The organism is Streptomyces sp. NPDC088261 (genome assembly GCF_044740805.1).
GTDB lineage: Bacteria > Actinomycetota > Actinomycetes > Streptomycetales > Streptomycetaceae > Streptomyces.
In genome coordinates this window covers 320800-341494 of sequence record NZ_JBIURL010000007.1, presented here as the reverse complement: position 1 = coordinate 341494, position 20695 = coordinate 320800, and the positions used below count along the sequence as shown (strand labels likewise).

Sequence of the window (20695 nt, the reverse complement as noted above, 5' to 3'; positions counted from 1 at the left end):
GGTACTCATGTCCTGGGAAGTCCTCGGCGCCTCTGAGACGGTACGACCGTTGGGTGAGCTGGCTGGCGGCGGCGACATCACGGGCCCGTCAGTCTGCCGACCGGGGGAACGGGACGACGTTGTCGGGAGCGGGCGCGCGTCTCGTTTGCTCGTCACTCTGTTGGGCGAGGACGGCGCTGGCGAGCGTGAGCCTGGTCACCTGTTGGCGGAGCTCCTCGATCTCGGCTCTCTGATCGGCGATGGCCGTCTTGAGCTTGGCGACGGTTTCCCGGAGTCGTTTTTCGGTCTCCGGGACTTGGTGGGTCTCCGTGCGGACGCGTTCGTAGAACTCGTTCTTCAGGTCGACGTGCCGTTTGAGGAGAGCCATGCGGTGGACGTCGGCCTCGGCTGCGAGGGCAACGATGGTGAGGCTGCCGTTGGAAGCGGTGGCCTGTCCGGTCAGGAGCCGGTCCATGGCCTCGCGGATACGCACACGCTCGTCGTGGTGCTGCTGGTTCATGTGAGGGCCTCGGCAAAGTGCGCTGTGCTGTCGTGGGTGTCGGCGGTCTCCCGGAGGCGGTCGGCGTTGGTCCGCAGACGTTTGCTGACCGGGCCGGGGGCGTGGGCAGCGAACTGGTCTAGTTCGTCCGCGCGTTCACGGAGAAGCCGGGCGTGAGTGTCGGTGCGGACGGTGTTTCCGCAGCCGGGTCGGCAGTCGTACTGCCTTGGGGCGGTCGCGCCGGGCTCTGGTTCACACAGAGCGTTGTCGTGCTTGAAGGCGCAGATCAGGAGCGCGTCAGGGTTGTCGTAGAGCACGATGCCGTCGCGGGCGAGAAAGGCGCTGGCCTTCCTTGCGAAGGTGCGGGGGACGATGCGGCCCTCGAAGCGGGGGGTATGGGCAGCGGCGGTCAGGGCTCGGCGGGCTGCGGGCCCGGACACCTTCTCGCCGGCGGCGACGCGGTCACGGAGCCGGGCGGCGGTGTCGGCGGCGGCGAGGGCGGTTTCGACGTCGAGGATTGCGTGGATGCCGCGACGGCTGCGGGCGCCGTAGCCGCTGGATGTACGGGCATCGAGGACGGTGCGCATGTGCCCGTACTGAATGGCCAGCGCGACCAGTCCCCCGGGGCGCCGGGCGACATGCCAGGCCAGCGACCTTCTGAACCGGCTCAGTCCGATCGCGCCGTGCGGGTCCTCGGGGATCATCTGGTCGGATAGGCCCTGTACTTCGGCCTCACGGTTCGCCCAGTCCACGAAGGACTCGATGCGCAGCGTCAAGGTGGACTTCTTCAGCGCGCCCGCGTGGCCGTGGCGGGCCTGAAACTCGTGGTGGGCGGTGCTGAGGAGAAGCTCTCCGTCGGGGACCATGCGCTCCAGCACGCGGATGGCGTGCACCACCGGTGCGATCGCGTCCCAGGGCACTTGGCGGACTTCACCGGCGGAGCTGTGGTTGCCGTCGTCGTCGGTGACGTTCTTGTAGTGGTGGCTGTGGATCAGGTGCCGTCCCTCGGTTCCGTCGACGGCGGGATCGGGGTCGGGACAGCAGCCGGCCCGCAGCCCCTGCACTTCCTGTGGGCGCATCCCGGTCAAGTAGAGCAGGGTGATCGTCGCGGCCGTACCCAAGTGCCGCATCAACTCTGCGGCCTCGTTGAAATCCATGTGTTCGCGCCATGGCTCACCGTTGATCCGCCCTGTGACCGACACCCGCAGGGGACAGGGCCCTGGCTGTGCTGCGGCGATCTCCGCGAGGCCGTACCGATCTACGACCCGCGAGACCTGGCTGTGGCTGGCGCCGGTGAGGGCGGCGATGTAGGTGCGGGCCACCCGAATCTCGCTTTTCACCGAGTTGGCCGGTAGTGGGGTACCGGCCCGCGCCATCGGCAGCAGCCATTCCTCCAGCGCGGCCCAACTGGCTCGCGTGGCCTTGTTGGCAGCGGCAAGGGCAGCCAGACGGCAACGTTCGGCCCACGCCGCCAGGATGTCGTCGGCGAATTCGTCGACGAACCGCATGGCCCAGACCAGCAGCGGACCGAGAACCAGCGGGTCCAGCGGCTCCGTCGTGTTCTCCCCGCCGACGGCCGTGCGGGCTGCGGGAAGGAAATCGTCGACTCCTTCGGTCTCCCACGGAGGCCGAGTGATGCCCGAAGGACGGGCGCTGAGCTGGTCGAACGCCCATAGGTTCGCCAGACGGACGCAGATTATCGCCGCGGTGTCGCGGGACACCTGGTGCAGACGCTCACGCGCATAGGCCCGCCACTCCATCTCGGTGCAGCCACCCAGGCTGGTGATCTGGCGCTCGTGCAGCCAGCGGGCGAGCCGCATCCATTCCAGGCGGGTGGAAAGTCGCTCCGGGCCTCCCGACCGGGATCGGGCCTGGACGCCGCGGGTTTGGAGATAGGTGGGCCTCAGCTCGCCGTTGATCATGGTCCAGGCAGCCAGTTTCATCTGGTCACGCAGGGGTTCCGGGCAGTTCTTCCAGTGGAGCTTGACCAGGCCGGTGCCGGGGTTGTCAATGAGCGGGGCCATGGACCAAATGGCGTCCTGGTAATGGGAGTTCGGATGCGTGTTGCCGGGACTGATCCACTCGGGCAGCACCACGGGGCTGTCCGGGGCGGGCATGGCGAGGACGTACGTGTCGATCTCGGCAGCGGCGCCGACGGCGGTCATGGGGTGAGTTCTCCTTTCACCAGCAGGTGGACCAGGGTGCGGTCCTCGTCGTTCACGCGGGCGAGCGCCGCGTTCCAGGCCGCCGGGCCGACCTTGTCGCGCAGGTCTTCAAGGCGGAGCGCGTGCTGGTTCCACCGCTCGTGCCAGGAACGATCAGGCAGGACGGATCGGAGGCTGTGCAGTTTCTGGTGCAGGTGTGCGAGCCGGGGGTGATGGCCAGGGTGGACACGGGCGTTGGGGCAGGCCAGGCAGAGCAGGAAGTCCGCCCCGCAGCCGCCCTGCGCGTCGGGCCAAGGGCTGGCCGTCTCATCCGCGCAGTCCGCGGTCACGGTCTGCTCGTGGCCGGGGTCCGGGGCATCGGCGATGTCTCCGGCGAACACCACGGCCTGGGCCTGTTCGAGGGCCTCGCGGGCACCGGCCTCGAAGACGCTCTGTGAGGCGCGCTGAACATGCTCGTCGGGCAGCACATAGATGCTCTGGTGGGTGCCCTGCGTGTGCTGTAGGGGGCGGCCTTCCCGCCTCACCGTTGTCCTGCGGGTCCGTTGGAACGGGGCTCCGCCCAGTCCGTGCGTGATCGCCCAGAGCTGGGCGTCGCCGTTACCGATCCCGAAGGACAACGGGCCCACCGGGCGAAGCCGTTCCGTGCGCTGGTGCCGCCGCTTGGGGTAGTGCATGCGCGCGACCATCAAGAAGTCGGTGCCAGGCGCCAGCCGGGCGGCCAGAGCACGACCGTGCGCGGTGGCCTCCAACGCCTGAGTGATCAGTCTGCCGACGGAGTCGGCCCCGGAGTCGGTGGCATTTTCCGTGGAGAACCACCAGCCTCCGCCCTGCCTGCGCTTTTCGACCTGAACCTGGTAGGTCACCGTGCTCGTCGTTCCGGCCGACGGAGCCGTAGTCGGCGCTGGGAGCCGGTCGTAGACGGACAGATTCCAGCCGAACCGGTCGGTCAACAGCACAGCCAAGGCCGTGAGTTCGGAACGGGACGGAAACAGCCTGCCCCATGTGTGCTCCGGGCTGGTGCCACCCAAGAGGCGGCGGTCCTTCAGGCTCTCCGTGCCACTCGGCGCGACCGTGTGCGGGACGTAGCCGGTATTCGCGAGGTGGTCGAGGACCTGGCCGAGGCGCCAGTCACGGCTGCCCTCCGCCAGGTCACCGGCGCGCCAGCGCTCCAGCAGACGTGTGTTCTCGCGAATCCGCAGCAGAGCGGTCCGGAACTGCCGCTGTGCCGCCAGCAGCACCCGCTCCCGCTCCTCCTTCCCGTAGGACTGCTTGATCGGCACCGCCTTGGGAATGCGCCGGGCCAGTTCCTCTCCCACCGTCCCGGCGGCCAGCCGCGGATCCGCCCTCAGCAGCGGCCGGACCTGACGCAGCACACTCTTGCCGCTGTTGGTACCGATGTGCCTCGCCGCCAGCGTTTGAGCATGGCCGCGGTCAGATCCCCCGATCTTCCGGAGGATGCTCCAGCTCGGAGATGAAGCGCGCGAACGCCTTCACCGTGACCCAGGACGCTCGCGCGGTCTCGTGGCTGTTCCAGCCCGCGGATCGGGCGGCGAACACCATTGCCAACGACCGTTGCATCGGCTCGGCGACCGGCAGCTCGGCAAAGTCGAACGCCATCTCGTATCCGGCCTTGTTGACCACCGTCACCACGAGCCCGTCGGGAGCCAGCGGCGGCTCGGTGCGGTGATCGGCCGGCGGCAGGACGGCCCGCCGTCCCCGCCCACTCACCGGGCCGCCTCCAGGACCGCCTCGATGTCCTGGATGCCCTGCGACTCCCGGGCCAGCCTGGCGAAAACATCGTCCAGGTCCTCGACCTGCTGTTCCTCATCACCGGCGGGCTCGGCCGCGGCCAGGATCGACTCCAGTTGCAGGTGTGCGACAGGCGCGAGGTAGTGCCGTTTCGTCACCTCCACGTCCGCGTGCCCCAGGAGGGTCTTCACCAGCCACCACGGATCGCCGAACAGCAGGGCGAAGTCCCGCCGGTCCGCGGCGGTGAGTCCGTAGCGGGTCTCCATCAGCTGGTTCAGCAGGACCAGCATGTAGAGGGCCATCGAGTGGCGCGCGGCATGCGGCGTCGCGTACGGACTCTTGCCGCGTACTTCTGCCAGCCGGAAGTCCCGCTCGGCCTGCCGTTCTTGCACGGTGAGCAGGACTTCCTCACAGCGCAGGTTCGCCGCCCTGAACACGCCGTTCCACCGGTCCGGGGCCATCGGCAGGCCCTGCTCGGTCAGCCACAACCACGCCGGCTCCGGCCCGTCCGGACCCTCCAGGAACAGCCACTGCCGCTCGCGCCAGTCCAGGCGGCTGAGTTCCTCACCGCCGACGACGCCGTCCGAGTCCACCCACTCGATCTTCGGTTTCAGGCCCCGCGTCACCTTCGTGACCAGCCGCATCATGGACAGCCGCTCATAGCGGCCTTCCGCCTGGGCGCGCTGCACCGCCCACGCGCGCTCCGACTCGGCATAGGCCTCGACCTGGCCGACCGCGTCCACCGACGCGTAGAAGACCCGGCTCTGCTTCGACCGGGTGACCGCCGCGGCGACCTGACCATGGCAGAAGCGGCCGAACCGCAGGCGCTGGCTGGGCAGTTCGAAGGTGAGCAATGAACCGCCCTCCTGCCGACGCAAGCCGGAACTGAGCAGCAGTTGGACGAAGCTGGTGTTGCGTGACTCCGTCCGAGACTCCCACCCCGCCGCCTGCACGCCGGTACGGCTGTGGCCGCGCAGCCCGATGTCCGACCACAAGCCCCAGGTCCGCGGTGTCAGCCACATCACGCGCGAGCTCACCGAGTCCGCGGCCCGATCCTCGCGCCGCACGATGTCCACTGGCAGCGGGGACACCTTGGCCCACCGGAACAGCTTGGTGAACGCGGCCGACTCCCGGTTCCATTTCGTCCCACCGATCCGGCGCGGATTCTCCGGAGCCCGGCATCTCCAGTGCCGATAGTCCGCCAAGTCCTGCCGCGTCGCCCGCCTCCACGGAACTCCGCGCGAGGACAGGAAGGTCAAAAGCGGCCGGATATCCGTCGCGTAATTCCGCTTGGTCTCCCGCTCCAGATTCCTGAATTCGGCGGAGCGGACGAAATCCAGCAGATCCCGGTCCACCGTGCCATCCGGCGCCACGAACACCGGATCACCCGGCCTCAGCCCTATCCGGGCGACCGCACTCGGCAGGTCCTGTACCCCGAGGACACCGTCAGTCGGCAGCGTCCCCCACCGGCCCGCATCCGGCACTCGCACCACGTACCACTCGCTCAACTACCGCCTCCTCTGATGCTTGAACACACTCAATCATCAGGGAAGTGGCGTCCACGACGGTGAGCCGGCCGGCCGCGAGCCGCTTGCCGACGATGTAGTGCAGGACGTCGAAGGCGTCGCCGCTGGCGCTCTGGTCGTTCTCGTCGTCGGCGACCAGGCCGCGGCAGAAGTCGGAGGAGACGACCTCGGTGGGCTTGAAGTGGCGGGCGGCGAAGGTGGATTTGCCGGAGCCGGTGGCGCCGATGAGGACGACGAGGGAGAGGTCGGTCACCGGGAGGGTCCGCCGGGCGCCGGTGGCGGGGGCGGGGGCGCGGTCGGTCGTGGTGCCGCTCATGCGGTCGGTCCCTTCTCGGTGGTGGGGGTGTCGGTGGGGGTACGGAGGGTGAAGACGGCCATCTGGGTGGGCGGTCCGACCTCGGGGTCGTCGGGGCCGACGGGGACGTACGCGACCGTGTAGCCGTGCCGCCCCGCCACCCCTTCCGCCCAGTCGCGGAACTCGGCGCGGGTCCACTCGAAGCGGTGGTCGCTGTGGCGTACGTGCCCGGCGGGCAGGGTCTCCCAGCGGACGTTGTACTCGACGTTGGGCGTGGTCACGACGACCGTCGACGGCCTGGCCGAGCCGAACACCGCGTACTCCAGGGCGGGCAGCCGGGGCAGGTCGAGGTGTTCCACGACCTCGGCGAGCACCGCGGCGTCGTACCCCTTGAGCCGCTTGTCCGTGTACGTCAGGGAGCCCTGCGTCAGGGTGACGCGGGCCGCCTGCCGTTCGCCGAGGCGGTCCAGCTTGAGCCGGCGCGCGGCGATGGTCAGGGCGCGTACGGACACGTCGACGCCCATGACGTGCGTGAACCGCACGTCCTTGAGCAGCGCCTGGACCAGCTGGCCCTGACCGCAGCCGAGGTCGAGCACGGTGCTCGCGCCCGCCTCGCGCAGGGCGGCGAGGATCGCCTCGCGGCGCTGGTCGGCGAGGGACGGCTCCTTCGTGTTCGTGGTGAGGGCGGGGGCGGGGGCTGGGGCGGCGTCGGGCGCGGGCGCGGCTTCCGGCCCGGCTTGGGGCAGGGGCGCGGCTTCGGGCGCCGGTGCGGTGTCCGGCTGTACGGTGCCGTCCGCGCCGTCCCCGCGTGCCTCGCCGGCCTCCCACTCCTCGTCCGGGGTCTCCAGGACCGCGTTGTCGAGGGCCTCGACGTCGAGGTCGTCCGCCTCGGCCAGCCTGACCAGCTCCAGGCGCTCCATGGCCCGCCGGGTCAGTCCCCAGCGGCGGGAGAGGTAGCGGCTGGTGATCAGCTTCTGCTCGGGGTGCTCGGCCAGCCAGCCCTCACCGGCCCGCAGCAGCTTGTCCACCTCGTCGGGCGCGACCCAGTAGTGCTTGGCGTCGTCGAGCACCGGCAGCAGGACGTACAGCTGGCGCAGTGCGTCGGCGAGCCGCATCTCGCCCTCCAGGACGAGGTGGACGTAACGCGACTCGCCCCACTGCGGAAACGTCACGTCCAGCGCGACGGGACGCGCCTCGACGGACGTCCAGCCGAGCGGCCCGAAGAGCCGGCGGACCAGCTCGGCGCCGCCGCGCGCCGGCACGGCGGGCACCTCGACGCGCAGCGGCAGCGGAGTCGCGGCGCGCTCGGGCAGCGCCCGGCAGTCGCCGCGCAGGGCGCTCTTGAACACCGTGCTCAGCGCGACCGCGAGCAGCGAGGAGGCGGCGTACGGCCGGTCGTTGACGTACTGCGCGAGCGCCGCGTCGGGCGCGCCGCCCCGGCTCTTGCCCTTGCCCCGCCGCACCAGCGCCACGGCGTCGACCTCCAGCAGCAGCGCGGCGGTGCACCGCTCCGCGGTCGCCTCGGGATAGAGCACATGGGCGGTGCCGTGCGCGGTGGAGAACGCCTGCGCCTTCTCGGGGTGCTTGTGCAGCAGAAAGCCGAGGTCGGTCGCGGGACGTTCCGGGGTGCCGGTCGTACTGATCGTCAAGAACACCCGGTTGAGTATTGCCTGCTCGCGGCGGTACGACGAGAGGTTTTCCGTGCTGGACCGCCCGGGTCGGCCCGGTCGGAGGCGGCCCGGTCAGAGGCGGAGGCGGCCGGGTCGGAGGCGGGCTATCGCCTCGGGGCCGACGCGGCAGCAGCCGCCGATCAGGCGGGCGCCCGCCGCGCGCCAGGCGCTCACCCAGGACGGGTCGAAGGTGGCGTCGCCGCGCCAGGTCCGTGCCGCCGCGTCCCACTGTTCACCGCTGTTGGGGTAGACCACCACCGGCTTGCCCGTCACCTTCGCGGCGATCTCCGTCGCGCGGTCCACGGCGGCGGGCTCGCAGCAGTTGACGCCCACGGCGACCACCTGGTCGTTGCCGGCCGCCAGGGCGAACGCCTCGGTGAGCGGCTGCCCGGCCCGGGTGCGCTCGCCGTCGGCCTCCACGGAGTACGAGAGCCAGACCGGCACCCCGCAGCCCTCGGCCGCCGCCAGCAGGGCGCGCGCCTCGTCCTCGTCCGGCACGGTCTCCAGGGCGAGCACGTCCGGCGCCGCCGCGGCGAGCGTCTCGATCCTCGGCCGGTGGAAACGCTCCAGCTCCGCCACCGACAGGCCGTACCGCCCCCGGTACTCGCTGCCGTCCGCGAGCATCGCTCCGTACGGGCCGACCGAGGCGGCCACCCACACCTCGCGCTCCACCCCCGCAGCCGCCCGGCGGGCCAGGCCGACGCTGCGGGCCAGCAGCTCCGCCGCCGCGGCGCGGTCCGTACCGCGCCGCGCGAACCCTTCGTACGTCGCCTGGTAGCTGGAGGTGATGAGCACCTGTGCGCCCGCCCGCACGTACGCCGCGTGAGCCGCCGCTATCTCCTCCGGTCCCTCGGCGAGGAGCCGCGCCGACCAGAGGGCGTCGGACAGGTCGCAGCCCTGGGCCGCGAGCTGGTTGGAGAGGCCCCCGTCGAGGACGAGCGTCTCCCCGGCGAGTGCGGCGGCGAGCGGACGGGCGGGCTGCACGGTGACTCCCTCAGTTCAGCTGGGACTGGACCTGCGCGGAGATCAGCTCCAGGTGGTCGAGATCGTCCAGGTCCATGACCTGGAGGTAGAAGCGCGAGGAGCCGACGGCCGCGTACTGCCCGATCTTGTCGACCACCTCGGCGGGCGAGCCCGCGAGCCCGTTCGCCTTCAGCTCGTCGACCTCACGGCCGATGGCGGCGGCCCGGCGGGCCACCTCCGCGTCGTCCTTGCCGACGCAGACGATCAGCGCGTTCGAGTACACCAGTTCGTCCGGGCCCCGCCCCGCCTCGGCCAGGGCGGTCCGCACCCGGCCGAACTGCGTGGCCGTGTCCTCCAGCGTGGCGAACGGAATGTTGAACTCGTCCGCGTACCGCGCGGCCAGGCGCGGGGTGCGCTTCGCGCCGTGCCCGCCGATGAGTACCGGCAGCTTGGCCTGGGCGGGCTTGGGCAGCGCGGGCGAGTCGGTCAGCTGGTAATACGTACCGTCGTACGAGAACGTCTTGCCGGCCTCCGTCTCCCACAGCCCGGTCACGATGGCGAGCTGCTCCTCGAAGCGGCCGAACTTCTCCTTGGGGAACGGAATGCCGTACGCCTGGTGTTCCTCCTCGAACCAGCCCGCGCCCAGGCCCAGCTCCACCCGGCCGCCGGACATCTGGTCCACCTGCGCGACCTGGATGGCCAGCACCCCGGGCAGCCGGAACGTCCCGGCCGTCATCAGCGTGCCGAGCCGGATCCGCTTGGTCTCGCGGGCCAGCCCCGCCAGGGTGATCCACGCGTCCGTGGGGCCGGGGAGGCCGTCCGCCGACCCCATGCGCAGATAGTGGTCGGACCGGAAGAACGCGTCGAATCCGAGGTCCTCGGTGGCCTTGGCCACGCTCAGCAATGTCTCGTAACTCGCCCCTTGCTGGGGCTCGGTGAAGATGCGGAGATCCATGCCTTCATCTTCGCAGGGCCGCTGCTAGGGCCCGCACCCTCCCCGAACGCGCTGGTCCGGGCCCCGTACGCGGTGAGTGCCGCCGCCCGGTGCGGGGCAGAAGTCCCCGGGTGAGGACAATCGGTGTCCTGCCGTGGCGGGTTTCCAGGGCCCGGCACGCCGACCGGCGAGGCGAAGGGGCACGGCGTGGGTGTGCGAGCGGTACGGTCCCCGGATTCCCTGCGCGCGGCCGACATCCTCACCATGCACCGGCTGGCCCGCAAGGGGGACGGCGTGCGGCCGCTGCTGCGCTGGCTGGGCCGCCGGACGGGGTGCTGGGCCGGGCTGGTGGACACCACCGGCGCCGTACAGGCCTCTTCTTCACCGGAGCACGACTCCGAGACGGTCGGCCTGGTCGCCGACGGGCTGCGGGAGATGCGGGAGCGGGGGCTCCGTACGTTCCTCGCCGGCTCGTCCCCGGAGCGCTCGGGGGCGCTGCTCGCCGTCGACCTCCCCGGGGACCGGCCCGGCGCCGAGCCGTCCGGGCTCGTCCTCGCCGTGATCGGCCCCGACCCCCTCGCGACGGCCGCCCCGGCCGACGCGGGGCCGCTGCTCGGGCTCTCCTGGTGGGCGAAGGAGACCGAGCGGACCCGGCGGCGCGTGGAGGTCGCCGACGCGCGCGGACGGGAGGCCGTGCTGCACCTGCTGATGTCCGGGAACCTCACCACGGCGCACCAGATGGCGGGCGCCCTCGCCCCGCGCCTCTACGACCCCGCCCGCTTCCACGTGGTCGAGTGCGGCCGCGACCGGCGGGCCGAGACGATCCGGGTCTGCGCCGAACTCACCGGGGGCCGGGCGTGGATCGTCCGGTGTCCCGTCTACTCCGACCACGTGCTGGTGGTCGCGTCGACCACCCCCGTCCCCGCCGGCGCCCGCCCGCTGGAAGCCGCGCTCACCGCCGAGATCGAGGGCTGCGTGGTCGGGACGGGCGACGCGCTGGCCCTGCGCGACACGGCCGTCGGCTACCAACAGGCCTTCCACGCGCTGGCGGTGGCCCGTGGCCGCCCCGAGCGCTGGGCCCGGTTCGACGCCGCGCTCGGGCTGCCCGTCGTGGTGGGCCGGCCGGGCCGCGCCTGGGCCGACCATCTGCTGGCGCCCCTGACGCGGTACGTCCCCGCCCGGGTCGCCGACCCCGACAGCGCCACACTGACCGACACGGTCCGGTCGTGGCTGGCCTTCTCGGCGGCCGCGACCGAGCACCTGAAGATCCACCGCAACACCCTGGCCTCGCGCCTGCGCCGCGTCGAGGCACTGCTCGGCCTGGACCTGAGGCTCGTAAGCGATCAGGCGAAACTCGACCTGGCCCTGCGGATCGGCGCGCTGCCCCACACGACGGAGCACGAGCCGGCGTACTCCGAGCACGAGCCGGCGGACGCGCCGGACGGGGTGGAAGCGCGGGACGCGGCGGACGGGGCGGACGCGACCGGGCCGGTGCCGTCGCCCGCCGCCCAGGACCCCTTCGAGGCGCTGCTGTGCCTGCCCGCCGTACAGGAGTGGGCGCTGACGCAGCTGCGTCCCGTACGGACCGACGCGCCCACCCTGGAGACGACGTTGCGCGCCTGGCTGCGCCACGACACCCGGCTGAGTGCCACCGCGCGGGCGCTCGGTGTGTCGGTGACAGGGACGCGGAAGCGGCTGACGCGGCTCGAACAGGTGCTGCGCCGGTCGCTGCTGCGGGTCCCGAACGCGCGTCACGACCTCTGGCTGGCCGCCGCGGCCCTGAACGGACCGCCGGACAGGAACTTCTGACACCGCCGGGCGGTCCGGCTGTGCAATCCGACTCTCCCCGGTCCGCCGTACGGAACCTAGAGTCGGGCTCGTGTTCACGCCCCCCACGGGGGGTGGGGCGTGAACACCACCACACACCTCACCCCACGTCAACGGCCCCGCCCCCGCCCGTGGTCACGCCGGCGCTCCCGCTCCCGCTCCGCCTCCTGCTGTCTCTGGCGCTCCCGGGTCTCCTTCCGCGCCCGCTCCTGCTCCTGTGCGACGAGCCGGCGCAGCAGGCCCGCCACCCGGTCGCCCGCCTCGTCCGCCGCGTCGATCGCCTCGATGCACTGCCAGTACAACCCCTCCTCGTCCGTCGCACACGCCACCGCGACCAGGGCGATGCCCACCTCGCCCAGTAACTCCGCCAGCCCGGTCAGCGCGCCCCGGGCGTCGGACACCGAGGACAGCTGTCTCGCCCTGCTCCCGTCCCCGAACCGCACCTCCGCGCCGAACAACTCCCTCCCCGGGCCACCCCCGCCCGGGCCGTCGAAGCCCGGACCACCGCCGCCCGCTTCCCGGGCCTCGGGTAAGCCCCAGCCGCGTCCGCCCGTCTCGCCGAGGTCACGCGCCTCGCCCCGCAGCTCCGGCGGCCCGCTCAACGCCAGCCGGTCGCCGATCGCCTGGGCCAGCGCCTGGGCCTGCCAGGCCTCCGCGATGACGTCCCACGCCTCCCCGCTGCCGGCCAGGGCCCGCCGGGTCACGCCGATGAGCCGTTCCGCATCCATCCGCAGCCCCCGTTCGTACGACAATCCTGCCCACTCACTCCACTACCCAGAGTGAGTGAACCGCGACGGAAAGGCCAGAGGAATGCGGAAATCTGTGGACAGCCAGCTGGTTGGGGAAATCTCACTCACTCCGAAGAGTGACGATCACGGGGAGCCGGGGTCCTTCGCGGCGGATGAGGGCGGGAAACGCCCTTCATTCCGCTCGATCTTCGCGGCGAGCGCGTCCAGTACGTCGATCCCCAGCACGTCGCAGAACTGGAGCAGATACGCCAGCACGTCCGCGACCTCGTCCGCGACCCGGTGGGCCGACTCCGGGTCCTCCATCACCCGCGCCGACTGCTCGGGGGTCAACCACTGGAAGATCTCTTGCAGTTCGGCCGCCTCGACGCTCAGCGCCGCGACCAGGTTCTTGGGCGTGTGGTACCGCCCCCAGTCCCGGGCCACCGCGAACTCGGCCAACCTGCGCTGTAGTCCCGCCACATCCTGTTCTGTCACGGACCCAGGTCTACCACCGTCACCCCGGCCGGGCGGCACCGGTCAGGGCGGCGGCCGGACCGCCACGGCCCCGGAAGGACCGCCACGACCCCGGAAAGATCGCTACGGTCCCGGAACGGCCGCCGCCGCGATCCCCTCGACCTCCGTGCCGACCGGCGCCAGCAGGAAGACGTTCTTGTCGACGCGGTGCATCCCGCTGCCGAGGCCGAAGACCACCCCGCTGCTGAAGTCCAGGATGCGCTTGGCCACGTCGAGTTCGGCGCCCGTCAGGTCCAACAGGACCGGAATCTGGGCGATCAGGTGGTCGGCGACCTCGCGCGCGTCCGCGAAGACCTGCACCCTCAGGACGACGAACCGCCGGTGCTCGACGCGGGGTTCGGGCTGCACGGCGCGGTGGTCGACCCGCGAGGGCCACTCGTTGCGGCCGCGCAGCGGGACGACCTGCGCCAGGCCTTCCCACTGCTCGTCGGTGACGTCATATCTCTCGTACCTGCTCACCGGACCACCCCGCCCGCGCGTCGCGTCTGCATCCGGACATCCTCCCGCTCCTCACCCGTTCGGCCCATCAGCGACACGGCTCTGTCGGTGATCGACTCCACGGGTCCCCCGGAACGGCCGGACTCCCGGCCGTCGAGAGCGGAGTGCCCCGCACCGCGGCCCGGAAACCCTCAACGCGGGGTGACCTGCTCGCGCTTCACCTCCAGCCCCGCCGGAGCGTCGATACGCGCGGTCCCGTCGGCGGCGACCGCGATGTCCAGCCTGCCGCCCGCGACGTCGAAGCCCTCGACACTGAGCGGGCGGTACGCCTCCGCGAAGGCCGGCGCGACCGTGACCGTACCGCCCGGGACGTCGGCGGAGAGGCCCAGCACCGACTGGAGTACGAGGACGGACGAGGCGGCGGCCCAGGCCTGCGGCCGGCAGGACGCGGGGTAGGGCGCGGGGACCGCGTCGGTGGCCGTGCCGTGCCCGGCGAAGAGTTCGGGGAGGCGCGCGTCGAAGCCGGCGGAGGCGGTCAGCAGACCCGCCGCGAGCGGCGCGGCCGCGTCCGGGAATCCGGCCCTGACCAGCCCGTGCACGGCGATCGCGGTGTCGTGCGGCCAGATCGAACCGATGTGGTAGCCGTACGGGTTGAACCCCACGGAGTCGCTGCTCAGCGTCCGCAGGCCGTGGCCCGAGTCGAGGTCCGGCGCGCTGATCCGCGCGGCGAGCAGCGCACTCTCCTCGTGGTTGAGCAGACCCGTGCCGAGCAGGTGCCCGAAGCCCGAAGTGACCGAGTCCACCGGCCGTTTGCCGCGGTCGAGGGCCACCGCGGGGTAGGGACCGCGCGCGTCCTCGACCCAGAAGCGCTCGCGGAAACCGACGCGCAGCCGCTCGGCCCACTCCTCCCAGCGGTCCGCGCCGGGACGGCCGAAGGCGCGCAGCAGGTCGGCGCCGCCGCGGGCCGCCTCGTACGCGTACGCCTGGACCTCGCACAGCGCGATCGGGGAGTCGGCGAGACGGCCGTCGCGGTGCCTGATGGAGTCGCCGGAGTCCTTCCAGCCCTGGTTGGCCAGTCCGCGCCCGGTCAGGTCGATGTATTCGAGGAAGCCGTCGCCGTCGGCGTCGCCGTACTCGCTCATCCACGCGAGGGCGGACTCGGCGTGCGGCAGGAGCTGTTCGACCTGCTCGGGGGCGAGGCCCCAGCGCCAGGCGTCGTGCAGCAGCGTGATCCACAGGGGCGTGGCGTCGACCGTGCCGTAGTAGCAGGGCGGCAGCGCGAAGGTGTCGTCGAACCGCTGGGCGGCGCGGCGCACTTCGTGCAGGATCTTGCCCGGCTGCTCCTCGGTGTCGGGGTCGGTCGCACCGCCCTGGCGGCGCGCGAGGGTGCGCAGCGTACCGGCCGCGAGGTCCGTCCCGAGCGGCAGCAGCATCCTGGCCGCCCACAGCGAGTCGCGGCCGAAGAGCGTGAGGAACCAGGGGGCTCCGGCGGCGAGGAACTGGTCGGCCGGGTCGGCGGGATCGGTGAGGCGCAGCCGGTCCAGGTCGGCGGTGGACTGGTCGAGCCAGTGGTCGAAGCGCCGGTCCGCGCTGCGCAGCCGGGGGGTGCGCCAGGGCAGGCTGCCGGCGGGCGGCGCGGGGAACTGGTCGCCCTCGTCGTGGGCCGCCTCGCAGCGCAGGACGGCGGTCCAGGTCTCGCCGGGCGCCAGCGCGAGGTCGTACGTGAGCCGTCCGGCGGCCGGGTCGGTGGCCGTGGCGGCGGGCGTGCTGCCGAGCCGTACGGCGAACGCCTCCTGGGACCAGGCGAGTCCGTCCCCGGTGGCGGTGGCGGGCACGGGCGCGGGGCGGTGCCCTGACTTGACGCGCTCCATCGGCGCGAGGTCGGTGGTGGCGGTGACGATCAGCTTGACGCGGACGTCCTGCCGTCCCGCGTTGGTGACGTCCAGGGTCTCCGCCAGCTGTCCCGGGGTGACGTGGCGGCGGCGGCGCAGGGTGACGGCGGGGTCGGGGGTGTGTTCGCCGAGACCGCGCAGCACGGCCCGGAAGGACGCCCGTTCGGCGCCGTCGAGGGCGCCGCGCACGGGTGCGAGCGCCACCCCTTCGGCCTCGACGGTCAGCCGGGACAGGGCCCGGGTGTCGCCGTGGTAGAAGCCGTCGGCATCAGGGCTTTCCCCGGCGGGGGCGCCCGTACCCGTACCCGCTCCGGGGAGGTCGCCGATCTGTCCGTCGGCCCGCGAGATCGCGAAGCTCGGCGCGTACAGCGTCACGCGGGAGTCGTGCAGGAACGGCTGGAGACCGGACGGCCCCTGGAGGTTTCCGTCCGGCGGGCCGCCCCCCTCGACCGGCTTCGTTATGTCGTGGGTCTTGACAGTGATGTCCAAAACAGCAGAACCTCTCAGGCATTGGAGCGTTCCAAAGAGCCTAACGACGACTTCAGCTCCCTGACAACACCATTGGAACGCTCCAATAACTTCATCCACTCGCCCGCCCGGTTCCGGAGAGAACACATGGTCCGCACCCCCAACACCCCGTCGCCCAAGGCCGGTCCGGTGACCCTGGCCATGGTCGCGCGACGGGCCGGGGTCTCTCCGCAAACCGTGTCGAATGCCCTCAACTCGCCCGATCTGCTGCGCCCCGAGACCCTGGAGCGGGTGCGCAGGACCATCGACGAGATGGGCTACCGCCCGCACCGGGCGGCGCAGACCCTCCGTACCCGTTCCAGCAAACTCATCGGGTACGGAATCCGGCCCACCGCGCCGGGCGCGTCCGCCCCGGTCATGGACCGCTTCCTGCACGCCCTGTCCCAGACCGCCGACGAGGCCGGTTACCGGATCCTGTTGTTCGCCTCACCCCCGCCCGAGGGTCCTGACGCCCTCGACGGGTACGAGGAACTGCTCGATCTGCACCATGTGGACGGGTTTGTACTGAGCGGCACCGACCGGGGCGACCAGCGCCAGGCCTGGCTCCAGAAGCGCGATGTTCCCTTTGTCGGCTTCGGCCGGATGTGGGCGGGGCGTCAGATCGGTGACTGGGTCGACGTCGACGGCGCCTCGGGCACGGACGCCGCCGTCGAGCACCTGGTGGCGCGCGGGCACCGGAAGATCGCGTTCCTGGGCTGGCCGCGCGGCTCCGGCGTCGGTGACGACCGTGCGGAGGGCTGGCAGCGCGCCATGCGCCGGCACGGTCTGCCGGTACGGAGCCGGCGCGCGTACAGCGTGGACGACATCTCGTCGGCGCAGGCCGCCGCCGTACCCCTGCTCGAAGCGGGTGCCACGGCGGTGGTCGCGGCGAGCGACATGCTCGCGCTCGGCTGCTACCACGCGTTGCGGGAGCGCGAGGCCGTACCGGGTACGGACGTCGCGATCGTCGGCTTCGACGACTCCCCCACAGCCGCGCTCCTCTCGCCGGGCCTGTCCACCGTGGCCCAGCCGCTGGAGGCCGTCGGCCGCGAGTGCGTACGGCTGCTGCTGGCCCGGATGGGAGGGCCTGGACGGGCTCCCGAGCGGGTCCTGCTCGAACCGTCGCTGGTCGTACGGGACAGCACGCCGGCGTTACGCGGCTGAACAGCCGTCCCGCCGAGCCGCCACCACTGAGCCACGGGGCCCCGGCGCCCCCGCTCACCCATGCCCTCAGGGCCCCTCGAACGCCACCCCCCTCTCTGACAGCGCGCCTTCAGGGCAGCTGAGCCGCACGTTTCATCCCCCTATGGAGGAATTCATGGCCCGCCACACGGCCCTAGCCGCCCTCGCCACCTGCGCGGCGCTGCTGACCGCGACCGGCTGTTCGTCCGGTTTCGACAGCGGCAAGGAACCCGCACAGGAGAAGTCCAAGCAGCAGAGGCTGACCGTCCTGATCGCCACCTCGGGGGACGCCGAGACCCAGGCCGTCAAGACCGCCGCCGCCGCGTACGCGAAGAAGTCCGGCAACTCCGTGACCGTCGAGGTCGCCAAGGACATGAACCAGCAGCTGGCCCAGGCGTTCGCCGGGAACAAGCCGCCGGACGTCTTCTACGTCAACTCCGACCAGTTCGCCAACTACGCCAAGGGCGGCTCGCTCTACCCGTACGGCGACCAGATCTCGGACGCGGACGACTTCTCGGAGCAGCTGCGCTCCTCGTTCTCGTACGACGACAAGCTGATGTGCCTGCCCAAGGACACCTCCACCCTCGGCCTGGCGATCAACTCCGACCTGTGGAAGAAGGCCGGGCTGACCGAGAAGGACTACCCGACCACCTGGGAGCAGCTGAAGACCGTCGCCGACAAGCTCACGGGCGACGGTGTCACCGGCCTGGTGACCAGCGACGAGTACCAGCGGCTCGGTGTCTTCATGCGGCAGGCCGGCGGCTGGGTCACCGACGCGGGCCAGACGAAGATGACCGCCGACACGCCGGAGAACGCCGAGGGGCTGACGTTCGTCCAGGGCCTTCTGAAGTCCGGTTCGATGAAGTTCGCCAAGGCGGTCGACACCAGCTGGGGCGGTGAGGCGCTCGGCAAGGGCAAGGCCGCGATGACCATCGAGGGCAACTGGCTCGACGGCGGCATGAAGCTCGACTACCCGGACGTGAACTACCAGATCCTGCCGCTGCCCGCCGGTCCCGCGGGCAAGGGCACCCTCGCCTTCAGCACGTGCTGGGGTGTGGCCGCCGACAGCGCGCACCACGAGGCGAGCGTCGACCTGGTCAAGTCGCTGACCTCGGCGAAGCAGCAGCTGGCGTTCGCCGACGCGTTCGGTGTGATGCCGAGCCGTACGAGCGCGCTCACCAGCTTCGCCGAGCAGCAGCCCCGCGCCAAGGCGTGGGTCGACGGCAGCGCGTACGCGCAGGGTCCGGTCACGATCGCGGGCTTCGACAAGGTGCTCAGCCAGTTCAACACCGAGCTCCAGTCGCTGCGCACGGCCGATCCGAAGAAGATCCTGGCCGACCTTCAGCGCAACGGCGAACAGGCCATAGCGAAGGGCAACTGAGCCCGATGTCCCTCCGCCCGACAAGCTCGCGGCGCGGCGGGCGCGACCGGGACGGCGCGTGGGGCTGGCTCTTCGTCAGCCCCATGGTGCTCGTCCTCGGCTCGTTCCTGGTGCTGCCGATCCTCATGGCGCTCTGGGTGAGCCTGCTGCACTGGGACGGGCAGTCCAACCCGTTCTCCGGCCAGGCCGACTTCGTGGGCCTGGACAACTACCGCACGCTCTTCACCCAGGACGGTCTCGACCGCACGCTCTTCGCGACCGCCCTGCGCAACAACGCGTACTACGTCCTGCTGACCGTGCCGTTGCAGACCGGACTGGCACTGGGGCTGGCGCTGATCGTCAACCAGCGGATGCTGCGCGGCCGCGGCCCGCTCCGTACGATCTTCTTCTTCCCGTCCGTCACCAGCTCGATCGCCGTCGCGACGGTGTTCCTCTTCCTCTTCCAGGGAAGCGGTGCCGTCAACGCCCTGTTGTCGTGGATCGGCATCAAGGGGCCGAACTGGTTCGCCGATCCGCGCGGGGTGCTCTCGCTGATCCTCGGCGGGCTCGGCGTCGTCGAGCCCGAGCACCCCACGGGGCTGCTGGCCGAGCACTCGGTGATGGGACTGTCGTGGTTCGAGTGGCTGTCGGGTCCCTCGATCGCGATGTGCACGATCATCCTGCTGGCCGTGTGGACGACATCGGGCACGTTCATGCTGATCTTCCTCGCGGCGCTCCAGGACATCCCGCGCGAGCTGGAGGAGACGGCGGCCCTGGAAGGGGTCAACCGGCGCCAACTGCTGCGGTACGTGACCCTGCCCGCGCTGCGTCCCGTGCTGTTCCTGGTGCTCACCCTGGGCCTGATCTCCACCTGGCAGGTCTTCGACCAGGTGTACGTGATGGGCCAGGGCGCCCCGGGCAACACCACGCTCACGCCCGCGTTCCTGTCGTACTCCGCGGGCTTCGACAACGCCGACTTCGGCCAGGGCTCGGCGATCGCGTTCGTCCTGCTCGCCCTGATCCTCGTGCTGACCGGCTTCCAGCGCTGGGCGCTGCGGGAGCGCGGCGTACGCACCGGGAGGAAGCGATGAGTACCACGAGCGAGAAGCAGGGCCGGCCCGTGCTCGGGCGCTTCCCCGTATCTCTGCGGGTGCTGGGATACGCCCTGGTGGTGGGGGTGGCGCTGCTCTATCTGCTGCCGTTCGCCCTCCAGTTGGTGACCGGCTTCAAGACGGATCCGGACGCCGCGGCGCATCCGCTGTCCCTGCTGCCCACGACTCCGACGACGGCCGCGTACCAACGGCTGTTCGGGCTGAGCGAGTCCGCGGACGGGGTGCCGTTCCTGCGCTGGCTCGGCAACTCGGCGTTCGTGGCCGTGGTGGTGACCGGGGCCCGGGTGCTGTTCGACTCGATGGCGGGGTACGCGCTGGCGCGGCTGCGCTTCCGGGGCCGTTCGGTGCTGTTCGCGTTTGTCCTCGCGGTGATGGCGGTGCCCGGAGTGGCGCTGCTCATCCCGAAGTTCCTGGTGCTGAACACGTTCGGGATCTTCGACACGTACACCGGCATGATCCTGCCGCTGGTGGTGGACGCGGCGGGCATCTTCATCATGAAGCAGTTCTTCGAGTCGGTGCCGCGTGAGGTGGAGGAGGCCGCGAAGGTCGACGGGGCGGGGGTGTTCCGGATCTTCTGGTCCGTCGTGCTGCCGATGGCGCGGCCCGCGCTGATCACCCTGACAATCCTGTCGTTCCAGGGGTCGTGGAACGAGTTCACGCACTTCCTGGTCGCCACGCAGTCCGGTCAGTACGAGACGCTCACCACGGGCCTGGCCCGGTTCGTCTCGGGCGGCCTGGGCGGCGGTACGCAGTACCCGCTCAAGCTGGCGGCGGCGCTGCTGTCCACCCTTCCGGTGGCCGCGCTGTTCTTCTGCTTCCAGCGCTACTTCGTGAGCGGGGCGAACGCGGGGGCCGTGAAGGAGTGAGGCGCCGGACCCCCGCGGGGATGCCGTACGCGTGACAGGCCGGTCGGCGGGGGCCGACCGGCCTGTGCGGTGGTGGGGGGCTGTGGTGCCGGCGGGAACGGGTCAGCCGAGCAGGGCCTGGCCGTGCTTGACGACGTCCGAGCCGCCCTTCAGGACACCTTTGGCGGCGCCGATCTTCTTGCCGAGGAGCCCGTCCGCCACCGGCTTGGTCTTCTCGCCGACGGTGGCGGCGGTCTGCGCCGCGCTGCTCAGGGTGGTGCCGAAGTCGGCCGACTGCGCGGCCTGGGCGGCGGGGGCGACGGCGGCGAGGAGGGCGGAGCCCGCCGCGGCGGTGGTGAGGATTCGACGTACGTTCATGAGCGATACAACGCGCGGGACGCCGGGAGGACACGCGGCGCGGGGGTGACCGCCGCGGATTCCACCCGGGAGAACGCGGAGAGTGCGCGGCTCCCGGCGTTCCGGGGGCCGC

The 20695-nt window shown here is 71.5% G+C and carries 18 protein-coding genes and 1 pseudogene; 5 read left to right on the top strand and 14 right to left on the bottom strand.

The annotated features are described in order from the left end of the window. Positions 1-88: 88 nt before the first annotated feature. From ACIODU_RS16940 to ACIODU_RS16900, 9 genes and pseudogenes are all read right to left on the bottom strand, one after another. Positions 89-499, bottom strand: coding sequence for a hypothetical protein (locus ACIODU_RS16940; RefSeq protein WP_401768216.1), 411 nt, complete (start codon positions 497-499; stop codon positions 89-91). Further along, positions 496-2643, bottom strand: coding sequence for an integrase (locus tag ACIODU_RS16935; RefSeq protein WP_401768214.1), 2148 nt, complete (start codon positions 2641-2643; stop codon positions 496-498). Before ACIODU_RS16935 ends, ACIODU_RS16940 begins: the two co-directional genes overlap by 4 nt. After that, positions 2640-4016 (bottom strand): hypothetical protein, encoded by a 1377-nt coding sequence (locus ACIODU_RS16930; RefSeq protein WP_401768212.1) that lies wholly within the window; start codon positions 4014-4016, stop codon positions 2640-2642. Before ACIODU_RS16930 ends, ACIODU_RS16935 begins: the two co-directional genes overlap by 4 nt. Before the next feature lie 58 nt (positions 4017-4074). Continuing rightward, on the bottom strand, positions 4075-4371 hold the full coding sequence (locus ACIODU_RS16925; protein WP_401768210.1) for a hypothetical protein: 297 nt from the start codon (positions 4369-4371) through the stop codon (positions 4075-4077). Further along, the gene (locus ACIODU_RS16920; protein ID WP_401768209.1) at positions 4368-5900 is read right to left on the bottom strand and encodes a site-specific integrase; all 1533 of its coding nucleotides are present in this window, start codon (positions 5898-5900) and stop codon (positions 4368-4370) included. The genes ACIODU_RS16925 and ACIODU_RS16920 overlap by 4 nt, the downstream gene beginning before the upstream one ends. Positions 5901-5928: 28 nt before the next feature. Further along, positions 5929-6234: pseudogene (locus tag ACIODU_RS16915) on the bottom strand (AAA family ATPase); the annotation flags it as partial. Next, entirely contained in the window at positions 6231-7868 is a 1638-nt protein-coding gene (locus ACIODU_RS16910) for a 3' terminal RNA ribose 2'-O-methyltransferase Hen1 (RefSeq protein WP_401768207.1), read from the bottom strand. The gene ACIODU_RS16910 and the pseudogene ACIODU_RS16915, both read right to left, overlap by 4 nt. An 87-nt stretch (positions 7869-7955) precedes the next feature. Continuing rightward, complete coding sequence (gene mmuM, locus ACIODU_RS16905) at positions 7956-8867, bottom strand: homocysteine S-methyltransferase (RefSeq protein ID WP_401768205.1); 912 nt, start codon at positions 8865-8867, stop codon at positions 7956-7958. Positions 8868-8877: 10 nt separating this feature from the next. Next, positions 8878-9801 carry an LLM class F420-dependent oxidoreductase gene (locus ACIODU_RS16900; protein ID WP_401768203.1) on the bottom strand — a complete coding sequence of 308 codons (924 nt, stop codon included), beginning with the start codon at positions 9799-9801 and terminating at the stop codon, positions 8878-8880. Between the two features lie 186 nt (positions 9802-9987). Between ACIODU_RS16900 and ACIODU_RS16895 the strand changes: the two genes are divergently transcribed. Beyond that, on the top strand, positions 9988-11589 hold the full coding sequence (locus ACIODU_RS16895; RefSeq protein ID WP_401768201.1) for a helix-turn-helix domain-containing protein: 1602 nt from the start codon (positions 9988-9990) through the stop codon (positions 11587-11589). 128 nt (positions 11590-11717) lie between these two features. Here ACIODU_RS16895 and ACIODU_RS16890 read toward each other — a convergent pair whose 3' ends face one another. The 4 genes from ACIODU_RS16890 to ACIODU_RS16875 form a co-directional block, all read right to left on the bottom strand. Further along, the gene (locus ACIODU_RS16890) at positions 11718-12335 is read right to left on the bottom strand and encodes a DUF6099 family protein (RefSeq protein ID WP_401768199.1); all 618 of its coding nucleotides are present in this window, start codon (positions 12333-12335) and stop codon (positions 11718-11720) included. A 144-nt stretch (positions 12336-12479) separates the two neighbouring features. Further along, positions 12480-12830, bottom strand: a complete 351-nt coding sequence (locus tag ACIODU_RS16885; protein WP_401768197.1) for a nucleotide pyrophosphohydrolase — start codon at positions 12828-12830, stop codon at positions 12480-12482. Between the two features lie 102 nt (positions 12831-12932). Beyond that, positions 12933-13328 (bottom strand): cell division protein SepF, encoded by a 396-nt coding sequence (locus tag ACIODU_RS16880; RefSeq protein ID WP_356423535.1) that lies wholly within the window; start codon positions 13326-13328, stop codon positions 12933-12935. Between the two features lie 170 nt (positions 13329-13498). Next, entirely contained in the window at positions 13499-15688 is a 2190-nt protein-coding gene (locus tag ACIODU_RS16875; RefSeq protein WP_401768195.1) for a glycogen debranching N-terminal domain-containing protein, read from the bottom strand. 126 nt (positions 15689-15814) lie between these two features. On the opposite strand from ACIODU_RS16875, the gene ACIODU_RS16870 reads away from it, so the two are divergent. The 4 genes from ACIODU_RS16870 to ACIODU_RS16855 all read left to right on the top strand — a co-directional run bounded on the left by ACIODU_RS16870 (position 15815) and on the right by ACIODU_RS16855 (position 20226). Then, positions 15815-16870 carry a LacI family DNA-binding transcriptional regulator gene (locus tag ACIODU_RS16870; RefSeq protein WP_401768193.1) on the top strand — a complete coding sequence of 352 codons (1056 nt, stop codon included), beginning with the start codon at positions 15815-15817 and terminating at the stop codon, positions 16868-16870. A gap of 154 nt (positions 16871-17024) precedes the next feature. Continuing rightward, positions 17025-18269: an extracellular solute-binding protein gene (locus ACIODU_RS16865; RefSeq protein WP_401768191.1), complete on the top strand. Its 1245-nt coding sequence runs from the start codon at positions 17025-17027 to the stop codon at positions 18267-18269. Positions 18270-18274: 5 nt separating this feature from the next. Then, a complete protein-coding gene (locus ACIODU_RS16860) occupies positions 18275-19339 on the top strand; it encodes a carbohydrate ABC transporter permease (protein WP_401768190.1) in 1065 nt (354 codons plus the stop codon). Continuing rightward, a complete protein-coding gene (locus ACIODU_RS16855; protein ID WP_401768188.1) occupies positions 19336-20226 on the top strand; it encodes a carbohydrate ABC transporter permease in 891 nt (296 codons plus the stop codon). The genes ACIODU_RS16860 and ACIODU_RS16855 overlap by 4 nt, the downstream gene beginning before the upstream one ends. Before the next feature lie 102 nt (positions 20227-20328). On the opposite strand, the gene ACIODU_RS16850 is transcribed toward ACIODU_RS16855, so the two are convergent. Then, on the bottom strand, positions 20329-20583 hold the full coding sequence (locus ACIODU_RS16850) for a hypothetical protein (RefSeq protein WP_356423519.1): 255 nt from the start codon (positions 20581-20583) through the stop codon (positions 20329-20331). Between the last annotated feature and the right edge of the window lie 112 nt (positions 20584-20695).

Coding starts and splice junctions, on each gene's coding strand:
- ACIODU_RS16890 (WP_401768199.1), bottom strand. CDS start 12,335: ATGGATGCGGAACGGCTCATCGGCGTGACCCGGCGGGCCCTGGCCGGC.
- ACIODU_RS16900 (WP_401768203.1), bottom strand. CDS start 9,801: ATGGATCTCCGCATCTTCACCGAGCCCCAGCAAGGGGCGAGTTACGAG.
- ACIODU_RS16940 (WP_401768216.1), bottom strand. CDS start 499: ATGAACCAGCAGCACCACGACGAGCGTGTGCGTATCCGCGAGGCCATG.
- ACIODU_RS16860 (WP_401768190.1), top strand. CDS start 18,275: ATGTCCCTCCGCCCGACAAGCTCGCGGCGCGGCGGGCGCGACCGGGAC.
- ACIODU_RS16865 (WP_401768191.1), top strand. CDS start 17,025: ATGGCCCGCCACACGGCCCTAGCCGCCCTCGCCACCTGCGCGGCGCTG.
- ACIODU_RS16850 (WP_356423519.1), bottom strand. CDS start 20,583: ATGAACGTACGTCGAATCCTCACCACCGCCGCGGCGGGCTCCGCCCTC.
- ACIODU_RS16855 (WP_401768188.1), top strand. CDS start 19,336: ATGAGTACCACGAGCGAGAAGCAGGGCCGGCCCGTGCTCGGGCGCTTC.
- ACIODU_RS16870 (WP_401768193.1), top strand. CDS start 15,815: ATGGTCCGCACCCCCAACACCCCGTCGCCCAAGGCCGGTCCGGTGACC.
- ACIODU_RS16935 (WP_401768214.1), bottom strand. CDS start 2,643: ATGACCGCCGTCGGCGCCGCTGCCGAGATCGACACGTACGTCCTCGCC.